This window comes from Flagellimonas algarum (assembly GCF_040513375.1).
In the GTDB taxonomy this organism is placed as follows: Bacteria; Bacteroidota; Bacteroidia; order Flavobacteriales; family Flavobacteriaceae; genus Flagellimonas_B; species Flagellimonas_B algarum.
In genome coordinates, this window is the sequence record NZ_JBEVTG010000002.1 from 638,524 (window position 1) to 650,638 (window position 12,115).

Consider the following 12,115-nt stretch of genomic DNA (forward strand, 5'->3'; position numbering starts at 1 on the left):
TTTCGCCAAGAGAACGTTAAAGTTTTTTAAAAAAATCGGCACGGCCCCTATATTTAAGGAAACCAAAAAAAAATGCTGAACAAATTCAAAGTGCTTTTACCGGCACTCTTGTTTTTATCCCAACTGAGCTTTTCCCAACAACGATATACCATTAGCGGCACGATTTCAGAAGCCGCTAGCAACGAGACCATGATCGGGGTGACCATCGGGATAACCGAACTACGAACGGGCACCACCACCAATGAATACGGATTTTATTCGATTACCTTACCCGAAGGCGAGTACAGCCTCATTATCAGTTATTTGGGATTTCAGGATATCGTTCGGAACATCGACTTGAACGGTGACACCAAAATCAACTTCCGTATGGAGGCCGAAGCCGAACAATTGGATGAGGTCGTCGTAACGGAAAAAGCGGAACAGTTGAACATTAGGGCACCGCAAATGAGTGTGAACACCTTGGCAGTACAGACCATTAAGAAAATACCCGTGGTCTTGGGTGAGGCCGATGTCATCAAATCACTATTACTACTTCCTGGGGTAACCAATGCGGGTGAAGCCTCTTCGGGCTTCAACGTGCGTGGGGGCGCCGCTGATCAAAACCTAATCTTGTTGGATGAGGCCACCATTTTCAATTCCTCCCACCTTTTCGGGTTCTTTTCCGTATTCAATCCCGATGCGATCAAGGATATCAAGTTATATAAAGGGGGAATCCCTGCCCGCTATGGAGGACGGGTATCCTCGGTCCTTGAAATTTTCCAGCGTGAAGGAAATAGTAAGGAAACCAAGGTCAATGGCGGTATCGGTGCCGTGGCAAGCAGGCTATTGATCGAAGGGCCTATCACCAAAGACCGCACGGCGTTCTTGGCCGGTGGCAGGGCCTCCTATGCGCACTTGTTTTTACCCTTGTTCGATGTCGATAACCGCGCCTATTTTTATGATGTCAACGCCAAGATCAGCCATAAGATCAACGAGCGGAACAGCATCTACCTCTCGGGTTATTTTGGGCGTGACCTGTTCAGTATCAATGATAGTTTTGTAAATACCTATGGCAACGCCGTCGGAAATTTTAGGTGGAACCATCTTTTTTCAGATAAGTTGTTTTCGAACCTCTCCCTGATCTACTCCGACTATTTCTATGGGTTGGAACTTGATTTCGTGGGGTTTGAATGGGATTCGGGCATTCAAAACTTCAATGTCAAGTATGATTTGAAGCATTACGTTAGCGATAAACTGCAGATCAATTACGGCTTAAACAACACCTATTATGTCTTCAACCCCGGGAAAATCCGCCCCAACAGTGAGGATTCGGGAATCGTTGAAGAACAACTGACCAAAAAATACGCCAACGAAAATGCACTCTATGTTGATGTGGAGCATGAGATTTCCGATCGGCTCAGTGTCGGCTATGGCTTGCGGGTAAGCCAATTCAACCGCTTCGGTCAAGATGAGTTTTTCGTGTACGAAAACGACAGTCCCGTGATTTTCGATCCGTTCACCTTGGTCTATCAAGAGGCCGAACCGATCGATACGATCAATCCCGGGCGTAGCGGTACCTTGAAGAAATTCTTCAATTTCGAACCCCGTGCTTCCTTGGCCTACAGTTTTTCGAACAACAGTTCGATTAAAGTAAGCTACACCCGCCTGGCCCAGTACCTGCACCTCTTGTCGAATACCAGTTCCCCTACCCCTTTGGATGTTTGGACTCCAAGTGGTCCGTTTGTCGAACCCCAATTGCTGGACCAATACGCGATCGGTTTTTTCAAGGATATTGACAACGGCGCCTATTCGCTTGAAACGGAGGCGTTTTACAAGGATATTGAAAACCGGATCGATTATATCGATGGGGCCGACTTGATCGCCAACAATGCAATCGAGCAAGTAATCCTAAATGGGGAGGCCCGCGCTTACGGACTGGAGTTCTTATTGCGAAAGAATACCGGGAGATTGCAAGGGTGGTTGGCGTATACGCTTTCCAAATCGGAACAACGCACCCCAGGCCGTGAACCGGCCTTTGACAACGGGCGCTCGAATATGGAAACCGGGATCAATTTCGGTGAATGGTATAATACCCCGTTCGATAAAACCCATGATATCGCCCTATATGGGAATTATGAGCTGAATGACAAATGGAGTATCAACGCCAATTTCATTTACCAAACCGGTCAACCAACGAACTATCCGATCGGCCAGTTCGAATTCGAGGGCTTGGTCGTACCGTATTTCGGTTTGCGAAACCAGGAGCGCTTGCCCGATTACCATCGTTTGGATATCTCGGCGACCTTGAAATCAAGGAAAAACAAAACAAGAAAACTACAGTCTGAATGGGTCTTTAGTGTTTATAACCTGTACAACCGCATGAACGCGGCTTCGATAAATTTCAGACAGAACCAAGACACCGGAAGAAACGAGGCCATCCGAACTTCGATCTTCGGTATTGTCCCAGCAGTCACCTACAACTTCAAGTTTTAGCTATGAAAAAGTTCTTTATCGCACTTTCAGGAATCCTATTGTTGTTCTCGTGTGAGGATGTCATTGAAGTGGATGTCCCTTCCGAAGATCCCCGTTTGATCGTCGAGGCCTTGATCCGCATTGACGAAAGCGAGGAATTCTTCAGACCCATCATCAAAGTATCGCTGACCAGTTCGTTTTTCGGAACGATCCCCCTTACGGGATTGCGTGATATCACCATTACGAATTTAAGCCTGCCCACCGATGGCGGAGGCAATGCAGTCACCTTGTTGGAAACCGCACCAGGTTCGGGCATGTACCAAGATGACGACCCGATCGGACTTCGTTTTTTTGAAGATGGCGAACTTTTATTGCAACTCACCCACGAAGGGCGGTTGTATTTCGCCCGCACCTTCTACCAGCGTAGCGTTCCTATCGACAATTTGGAACAGGGCGATGAAACCTTGTTCGATGATGATGATACCGAGATCAAGTTGACCATCACCGATAACCCGGGCACCAATGATTTTTACATCCTTGATTTCGGGGATGGGGAGTTTTTCGCTTTGGAAGATCAATTCTTCGATGGGGAGGAGTTCGAATTCTCGTATTTCGTAGAGCGCGATTTGCAGCCTGGTGACGAACTCACGGTTACCTTGATGGGGGCCGATGAGACCTTCTTCAACTATATCGACCTGTTGATCGAACAGACCGAGGACGATGCCGGGGTTTTCCAAACCCCCGTTGCGACTGTCAGGGGCAACATTTTCGATGTCACCGATCTTGATAACATCGATTTGTTCGACAATGTCGGTCAACCGGATGTCTTTCCTTTGGGTTATTTCGCCGTCGTTCAAGAATACAAGCGTACCATTACGATTCAATAAGCCATGGTACGTCTGCGCATCTTCGGGCTGTATAGTAGCATACTCATACTATTGTTTGGCTGCGAAGATGTTATCGAGGTCAACGTACCCGACGAAGAACCCCGTCTGATCGTCAATGCCTTGATTCGGATCGACCCTGATTCGCAAATCGTCGATTACGAGGTCAAAGTCAGTTTGACCGATTCGTTCTTCGGTGAGCTCCCAGTGACCAATTTGCAGCAAATCGCAATTGGAGGATTGATTTTGGTAGATTACGATGACCCTGGATCTGGGGTGTACCGACAACGCGGAACATTATCGAGTTTGGAGCCGGGCCAAGAGATGATTTTGCAGATCGATTGGGAAGATCGCTTGTATTTCGCCCGAACCCCCTATGTCGAGACCGTACCTTTGGACCGTATCGAATTGGGCACCGAAACCTTGTTCGACGAAGACGACACTGAAATCATCATCACCTTCACCGATCCCGGAAATCGTAACGACTTTTATGTCTTTGATCTGGGGTTCGGTAATTTCACCACCGTTGAAGATCAATTCATTCAGGGGCAACAATTTTCATTTTCGTATTTCTATGACCAACAATTCGAACCAGGGCAAGAATTGACGGTCAGCATTTTAGGGGCCGACTTGAACTTTTACAACTACATGAACCAGCTGATCGAACAATCGGAAGACACTTTTGGGGTGTTCGAAACGCCTGCCAGCACTGTTCGGGGCAACATCTTTGATGTCACCGAATTGGATAATATCGACTTTTTCGACAATGTATTGATCCCTGATGAATTCGCCCTTGGGTATTTTGCCGTGGTGCAAGAATACACCCAAACCATCACGGTTGAATGATCACAACAGCAGGTAAAGGAACAAGATCATGCCAATGCCGACCAATCCTTGAAATAAAGTTGCCAAACTATGCCCTTTCAGGGCGGTTTTCACGTCCATTCCTGAAAACTGTGAAACGACCCAAAAGTAGCTATCATTGATATGTGATACGGTCATCGCCCCTGCTCCTATGGCCAAAACGGTCAGGGCAACCTCAACGGTATCCGTCAACGAGAAGGCGGTCAACAAGGGTGCGAAAATCGCAGCTGTGGTAATTATGGCGACCGTTGACGACCCCTGTGCCGTTTTCAATAAGGCGGCGATCGCAAAGGCAATCAAGAGTCCGCTGAACCCGGTGCCCGATTCCAACGCTAACAATCCAGCCAAATCGATCGTTCGCAAGATGGCTCCGAAAGCCCCACCAGCCCCGGTTATTAAAATGATCAATCCGGCTTGCTTCAAAGCTAAGGGAACCCATGTTTTTTTGGAATCATCGACTATTTTCCTGCCCAAAAGAAAAGCAAATAACACCCCAACCAACAAGGCAATGATCGGGTTGCCGAGAAAGTCGATCGCCTTAAAAAAAGCTTCTTGTCCGAAGGGATGGGTCGGGTAGTTCGCGATGGACTTCAAGGCAATCAACACCACAGGGCTTAATAGCGGTAAAAAAGCTTGAAAAGCACTTGGTTTTGGGCTTTGGGGCTGTTCAAGAACATCCTGTTCTGGGACTTCAGAGTCGGATTTCAGTGATTTCCCAATAAGTCGTGCCCAAATATAACCCGTCAATGAAACAGGTAAGGAAACGGCCAAACCCAAGAGCAAGACCGTCCCCAAATCGGCATCGAGCATGGCGGCAGCGGCCAAGGGACCCGGTGTGGGCGGAACGAACACATGGGCGGCATAGAGACCCGTCGCCAAAGAAACCGCAAAAACCAGCATGGGTAATCCGGTTTTCTTGCTGAGGGCTTTGTTCAACGAAGACAGTATAATGAATCCTGAATCACAGAAGACCGGTATCGATATCACATACCCAGCTAAATTCAAAGCCAATGGGGAGCGTTTGAGACCGATAGCCTTTAGAAAAACATTGGCCAATACCGTGGTCGCCCCACTTTTTTCAAGATAGGTGCCGATTACCGTTCCAAAGGCGATGACCAATCCGATTCCGGATAAGGTTTTTCCAAAACCTTCGGTCATGGCCTTGATGATGGCCTCGGGCGACATTCCCAAAAAAAAGCCGGTCAATAAGGCCGTCAGGGTCAATGAAAAAACGGGATGCATCTTGAACCGTATGGTGGTGAAAATGATAAAGGCGATGGCCCCGAACAAAACGATCAATTCCATGTTTTCGATTTAAAATGGGTTTTCAAAGCGGTTCGCAATAGGGGTTCGGCCCGTTCCATATTATAGGCTACGGATTCATTGGGGTCGGCGATGACCACGACTTCATCCAGCCCTAAGTTTTGTCGCTCGGCCTCGGTCAAATCGGACATGCCGCAAATTCCCAAGGTCGGTATCCCATGTTTTTTGGCCAATCCTATGACGCCGCTGATCAACTTTCCATGTAAGGTCTGGCCATCGATTTTCCCTTCCCCGGTCAAGATCAAATCCACAGGATGGGATTCCAAATAGGACGCGATTCCTGATAGCTGTAAAAGAAAGTCGATGCCGCTGACATAGGTCGCCCCGCAAAATACCTTCAGGCCATAGCCCGTTCCTCCGGCCGAACCCGAACCCGGTGTTTGCGCTTCATCGCGCTGTAAGTCCCCTTTTACGGTTTTCGCTAAATGCCGCAAACCTTGATCAAGAAGTTTGACCTGTTCCGAATCCGCTCCTTTTTGTGGGGCGTAGACAAAAGCGGCACCATCAGGACCATATAACGGATTATTGACATCGTTAATGGCAAAAAAGGAAACCCCATCCAAATCCGGTTGCCCTGCAATCGTAGCAATGGCCTCCAAATTCGCTCCGGTCGGTGCTAAAGTTTCACCGGATTCATCCATAAATCGATAGCCAAGCGCTTGGGCGATCCCGATTGCCCCATCGTTGGTCGCACTGCCTCCAATTCCCAAATAAATGGATTTGGCACCCATAGCCATCGCATGCCGTATTTGAAGGCCCACACCGTAGGTCGACGTATGCATCGGGTTTCGCTCGCTGGGATCCAATAGCACCAAACCGGCTGTCGTGGCCAATTCAACATAGGCGGTCCGTTGTGCCGAATCATATAGGAAAGGAGCATGGATCGGTCGCATCAAGCCATCAACGGTATCGACCATCACTTCTTCCGTCTTCGAATACTGTGCGACAGAGGATAAAAAGCCATCGCCACCATCAGAAAGGAGGGCAGACTTGATGCCTACCCCAGGGAACAACTCCCGTAAGGTCTCCGAACAGATCCCGATTAGCTGTTCGGCCGTCAAGGACCCCTTGAACTTATCCGGTACGACAACGATATTCATCCTTTGGTTTTTATCCATAAAAATCCGAATGGCGGCAATTGCCATGTAGCTTCATTCATTTTTTTTCCGGTCAATAGGTCGACCGCGTCAGGCGCGAAGGTCTTGATATCCACTGCAGCATCCGAAAAATTGTGCAGGCCGAAAAAGGATTCGCTATGCTGTTTTCGGGTGATGACGAACACCGACCCAATGCGCTCATAGCCTGCCTGACCATAAGGATTGAACACGGGTTCGGTGGTACGTACTTCGAGCAAGGCCATATAGGCCCGATACACCTTGGCCCGGAACGAATCCGGATTCGATAGTACCGCACTAAGTTCCCCGGCATCCAACTTGGAACGGTTGATCCTTCGATTGATTCCGGAAGAGAGCGCCGCCTCACGATCATTTTGCGAGCCGAATATGGAGTGGAAATAAATTCCAGGGACCCCCGGCATGCTTAACAATACCGATTGGGTCAGTAAAAAGCGGTCGATCCGTTCCGCATCCGGTCGGTCGGGAGGGGTAAGCAAATCCATATAATTGCAATTCAACTCGTAAGGCGATTTGGTACCGTCGCCATTGTCTTTGTATGAAACGAATCCACCATGGGCAATAGCGGTATCGGCCAGGGCCTCGATTTGATCCGTGGCAATGATACCCTGTAAGGGCCTGACCCCTACCCCATCATGGCTTGCGGTAAAATTGAAAAAACAAGTCCCCCCTTGAAGTTCCAGGGTTCCGGCCCAATCGGTCAATTCGGTAACATCTTGGGTGCGAAGCGAATGGGCCAACAAGGGAGGTAAGGTGAAATTGTAGACCATATGGGCCTCGTTCGTTCCATTTCCGAAATAGCTGATGTTTTCCTCATGGGGTACATTGGTCTCGGTGATCAATACGATTTGCTTGCCCATATCCTCGATGACCTTTCGATACACTTGGATCACTTCATGGGTCTGGTCGAGATGGATACAAGAGGTCCCCAATTCCTTCCAAAGAAAGGCAATCGCATCCAATCGTACGTATCGCGCGCCCTTGCTGGCGTAATACAAGAGAATATCGAGTACCTGCAGAAACACTTTCGGACTGCGGTAGTTCAAGTCGACTTGATCTTCGCTGAATGTGGTCCAAACCGAAACAGGGTTGCCTTCTTTTTCGAAAACATGCAAGAGCGGTAAGGCACGTGGCCGGACCACGGCCGAATAATCCAAACTAGGGTCGGCTTCGATAAAATAGTCACTGAAACGCGGATCCCCATTTAAAAAACCTTGAAACCACTTTGATTCTTTAGACATATGGTTCACGACCGCATCGAACATGAGGTCACGGTCTTTCGCCAAGTCTTCGATATGACCCCAATCACCCAATTCCGGGTTGATCTGGTAATAATCGATGACACTGAAACCATCATCCGATGAGTACGGAAAACATGGCAGTAGATGGATGGCACTTAAAGGTTCCAAATAAGTGTCAGCTACTTCCTTCAAGGTGACCAAAGGCGCTTGACCTGCGCGAATGAAACTATCACCATAGGTAATCAGGATGCTATCGGTATGATCTAAGGGCCGTTCGTTTTGATGGCCATCATAGCTATTCTTCAAGGCCGAAATTCCGGCCATCACTTCATCGGCCGCATCGGGATAAAGTCGTTCAATTAAATGCCGCATGTACTGTACTTATGCTAAAATGTTTTTTAAGGATAATGCGATCAACACGATGATCGCGAAATAGGCCAAGAGAAGGATCAATTCTTTTTTCGCCACATAGTACTCGACGACAATTCCCTTTTTGGCCGTTCTAGGAATCAGACGGCTTATCGAATACGCCACGAGCATAGTGACCACGCAACCGATAGCATTCCACCAGAACCAGAATACCTCGGGCACATATAACCATAGGTACATGTTTAGGAGTACGCCGACCACGATTCCGATGTTGGCGCCCAGGGCATGGGTGCGTTTGGTCAACAAGGCTAAAATAAAGGCGGCTAATATCGGACCGTAAAAAATGGAACTCACCTTATTGATCACCTCGATGACGGTACCTTCAATGTTACCGGCGAAAAAGGCGAAAAACAGGCAAACCAAGCCCCAGAATACCGAGAGCAAACGCGAATACCTAACATATTGATCGTCTGAAAGATCCCCTTTGAACCGCTTCACGAAATCTTCAATGGTAACCGCTGACAAGGAGTTTACCGTTGAGCTCAAAGAGGACATGGCCGCTGACATGATAGCGACCAAAAGAATCCCGATGACCCCGTTGGGTAAATATTTTATGATAAAGACCGGCACCATCAGGTCGGCTTTTTTTCCTTCCAAACTATCGATATTGGCTGCATACACTTCTGCGATTTGGTCTTGGAAACCGAGATCCGTCATCAACAAAGTCCCCAACACCAAGCCCATGATACAATAGGTCAAGGTGACCGGAAACCGGAACAAGCCGTTTGCCAAGAGCAAGTTTTTGATGGTGGGCAGCCCTTTGGCCGAAAGCATCCGTTGGGTTTGGGTCTGATCCGTGCCGTAGTACGACGCATAGAGGAAAAAACCACCGATGACCATGGGCCAAAATCCGAATTCATCGTTCTTATCGGCATTGTCGAAGCCCCATTTCGAGAAATCGACGGCTGTCAAACGATCCGTATCGACCTGGGTCAGAAAATTATCGAATCCACCCAATTCGCTAATGCCAAATGCCAAACAAATGACAATCCCCAAAAACAAAATCAACATTTGGATCACATCACCCCAAATCACGGCTTTCATTCCCCCTTGAAAGGAATAGACCAGGGTAATGGCCCCGATGAGCAAGACCGATACCCAAAATTCGATACCCGTGGTGGCTTGCAAGATCAACGCCATGGTATAGACCATGACCCCGGTCGCCACGGAACGGCTGATCTGAAAAACAAAACTGATCAACAGCCGCGAAGAAGCATCGAATCGCCGTTCGAGGTATTCATAAACACTGACGATGCCCGCTTTGTACAGGGACGGAATCAGGGCGATCAATAAAAATGCCATGGCCAATGGTACCCCGAACTCGTAGGTCAGCCATTGCAGACCACCTCCTTCTTTGATACCGACGAAGGCCGGGGCCGAAATAAAGCTGATGGCCGACAACTGGGTCGCCATGGTCGAAAGGCTGAGCGGAATCCATCCCATGCTTCGTCCACCCAAGAAATAATCGCCTGAATTCTTGTTTTCTTTGAAGAGATAACCCAGTCCGAGAAATCCCAATAAGTAAACGACGATAATGGTATAATCAAGCCAATTCATGGAGAGCGGTTCAGTTGGTTGCAGTGAAGAAGAAAATTAGGGATAATTCTCGAATGGCGCAATTTCAAATGGGGATACCACAGCAATCTACCGTATTGTGTACTTTTGAACAAACTTGCAGCATGCGCAGAACCGACAAGGATTTATTGGTCAAGGGCATCCGCTCCTTCATGATGACGGCCCTAACGATGTTCCTCGCACCGATTTTGATCTATCAAGCCTTCAAAAATCAAGAGAACCTCTTGTTCTGGCCCGTATTGATCGTCGGTTTGCTATTGGCCGGTCTGGCCATTTATTTGGGGTTTCGATCGCTTCGTATTGTTATGGAAGCCGTGTTCGGAAAGAAGGAAAAACGCTGATCATTTGGGATTAGGGGGCTTCTTCCATTTGTTACTCAGTGAAGCATAATCGTAATCCAAAACAGATCGTTGTCGCGCCAAACGCCCTGAGGCGAAGGCCCGTTGTAAAATATCTTCCATGAGGTAGTCTTCATGCACCTCGGTTGGGATGAACTCGCGTTTCAAATTGATCTTGAACGCTTTGGCCGTAGTCTGATACCAGAAGGCGCGCCAACCGCTACGTAAGTTTTTTACCAAATCGAAAGCTGTCGACCCAGTCTGTCGGTGGATGAGTTTTACCAAGATCTGCCCTTCGGTGCGCGTGAGTTTTTTCAGTTCTTCGGCGAATTCACCCTCGATATATTTCTGTACTTTCTTGGTGTAGCGTTTCTTGTGGCGTTTTTTGGTGATGTGCTGCAAGCTGTCGTTCAATTCGACCAGCCGTTCGGCGGCCAGCTTGGCATAAGGGTAAACCTTAAGGGTCTTTCGGCGCAGAATATAATAACGGAGTTTCTCCTTTCGGTCGTCGAATTCCAGTTTGCCGAAGATGTAGACGTCTTCCAAGGCAATGGCTTTGATCCAAGAGGAATCCCCTTCCATCCGAACCAAATAGGCCGAGGTATCGATCGGGATTTCCTTGGTTTGGGCGAACAGCGAGCAAACGAAAAAGAACGGAATGAAAAAAAGATACTTCCCCATAGTGGACATACGACCAAGAATCACACCAAAAGTAACGATATTGCCTCGCGCATATTATTAAATAAACGTGAATATTACTAAGTTTGATTTATAAAACACTTAATGACGTCTATGGCCATCATCAACGAAAAATCACTGGAATTTTTTGAAAAATATTTGAACAATGCCTCCCCCACGGGGTATGAATGGGAAGGGCAAAAAATTTGGATGGACTATCTCAAGCCCTATGTTGATGACTTTATCACCGACACCTACGGTACCGCCGTAGCAGTAATCAATCCGGAAGCGGAATACCGTGTGGTCATCGAAGGGCATTCCGATGAAATCTCTTGGTATGTCAACTACATCACCGACAACGGACTGCTCTACGTCATCCGGAACGGGGGTAGCGACCATCAGATCGCCCCGTCGAAATGGGTGAACATCCATACCAAAAAGGGCATCGTGAAGGGCGTTTTCGGATGGCCTGCGATCCATACCCGTAAATCCGGAAAAGAAGAACCTCCGAAGCTCGACAATATCTTTATCGATATCGGTGCCAAAGACAAAGAGGAAGTCGAAAAAATGGGTGTTCATGTAGGATGTGTGATTACCTATCCGGACGAGTTCCAAGTCTTGAACAAGGATAAATTCGTATGCAGGGCGCTTGACAATCGGGCGGGTGGTTTTATGATTGCCGAAGTAGCGCGACTGCTACATGAAAACGGCAAAACACTCCCATTCGGACTGTACATCACCAATTCGGTACAAGAGGAAATCGGTCTACGTGGTGCCGAAATGATCACCCAGACCATCAAACCCAACGTCGCTATCGTGACCGATGTGACCCACGATACCACGACCCCGATGATCGACAAAAAAGTGCAAGGGGAAGCGGCCATCGGTAAAGGTCCGGTAATTTCCTATGCGCCTGCCGTTCAGCAAAAACTGCGCGAACGGATCATCGAAACCGCCGAAGCCAAAAAGATACCTTTTCAAAGAGCGGCCTCATCCCGATTTACAGGCACTGATACCGACGCCTTTGCCTATAGTAATGGCGGGGTGGCATCCGCTTTGATCTCTTTGCCATTGCGGTATATGCACACCACGGTCGAGACCGTACACCGAGAGGATGTTGAGAACGTAATCCGTTTGATCTATGAGACCTTGTTGACCATTAAGGCCGGAGAGACCTTCAGCTATTTTGATTGACCGGA

General features: G+C 48.1%; 10 protein-coding genes. 5 read left to right on the forward strand and 5 right to left on the reverse strand.

Going from position 1 to position 12,115, the window contains the following annotated elements:
• Nucleotides 1–72 precede the first annotated feature (72 nt).
• The 3 genes from ABV409_RS10175 to ABV409_RS10185 are packed head-to-tail and all read left to right on the forward strand — an operon-like array spanning nt 73 to nt 4,181.
• On the forward strand, nt 73–2,472 hold the full coding sequence (locus ABV409_RS10175) for a TonB-dependent receptor (protein ID WP_353877480.1): 2,400 nt from the start codon (nt 73–75) through the stop codon (nt 2,470–2,472).
• A 2-nt stretch (nt 2,473–2,474) separates the two neighbouring features.
• Complete coding sequence (locus ABV409_RS10180) at nt 2,475–3,338, forward strand: DUF4249 family protein (RefSeq protein WP_353877481.1); 864 nt, start codon at nt 2,475–2,477, stop codon at nt 3,336–3,338.
• Between the two features lie 3 nt (nt 3,339–3,341).
• Nucleotides 3,342–4,181, forward strand: a complete 840-nt coding sequence (locus ABV409_RS10185) for a DUF4249 family protein (protein WP_353877482.1) — start codon at nt 3,342–3,344, stop codon at nt 4,179–4,181.
• Here ABV409_RS10185 and ABV409_RS10190 read toward each other — a convergent pair whose 3' ends face one another.
• From ABV409_RS10190 to ABV409_RS10205, 4 genes are read right to left on the reverse strand one after another with little or no spacing between them, the layout of a single operon-like run.
• Nucleotides 4,182–5,504: a GntP family permease gene (locus tag ABV409_RS10190; protein ID WP_353877483.1), complete on the reverse strand. Its 1,323-nt coding sequence runs from the start codon at nt 5,502–5,504 to the stop codon at nt 4,182–4,184.
• Nucleotides 5,495–6,640 (reverse strand): glycerate kinase, encoded by a 1,146-nt coding sequence (locus ABV409_RS10195; RefSeq protein ID WP_353877484.1) that lies wholly within the window; start codon nt 6,638–6,640, stop codon nt 5,495–5,497. The genes ABV409_RS10190 and ABV409_RS10195 overlap by 10 nt, the downstream gene beginning before the upstream one ends.
• On the reverse strand, nt 6,619–8,268 hold the full coding sequence (locus ABV409_RS10200; protein WP_353877485.1) for a sugar phosphorylase: 1,650 nt from the start codon (nt 8,266–8,268) through the stop codon (nt 6,619–6,621). The genes ABV409_RS10195 and ABV409_RS10200 overlap by 22 nt, the downstream gene beginning before the upstream one ends.
• Before the next feature lie 9 nt (nt 8,269–8,277).
• A complete protein-coding gene (locus ABV409_RS10205) occupies nt 8,278–9,882 on the reverse strand; it encodes a sodium:solute symporter family protein (protein ID WP_353877486.1) in 1,605 nt (534 codons plus the stop codon).
• Nucleotides 9,883–10,004: 122 nt separating this feature from the next.
• Here ABV409_RS10205 and ABV409_RS10210 point away from each other — a divergent pair, with 122 nt between their 5' ends.
• Nucleotides 10,005–10,241 carry a DUF6095 family protein gene (locus tag ABV409_RS10210; protein WP_353877487.1) on the forward strand — a complete coding sequence of 79 codons (237 nt, stop codon included), beginning with the start codon at nt 10,005–10,007 and terminating at the stop codon, nt 10,239–10,241.
• On the opposite strand, the gene ABV409_RS10215 is transcribed toward ABV409_RS10210, so the two are convergent.
• Entirely contained in the window at nt 10,242–10,919 is a 678-nt protein-coding gene (locus tag ABV409_RS10215; RefSeq protein ID WP_353877488.1) for a DUF4294 domain-containing protein, read from the reverse strand.
• Between the two features lie 102 nt (nt 10,920–11,021).
• On the opposite strand from ABV409_RS10215, the gene ABV409_RS10220 reads away from it, so the two are divergent.
• Nucleotides 11,022–12,110, forward strand: coding sequence for a M42 family metallopeptidase (locus ABV409_RS10220; RefSeq protein ID WP_353877489.1), 1,089 nt, complete (start codon nt 11,022–11,024; stop codon nt 12,108–12,110).
• The last annotated feature ends 5 nt before the right edge of the window (nt 12,111–12,115 follow it).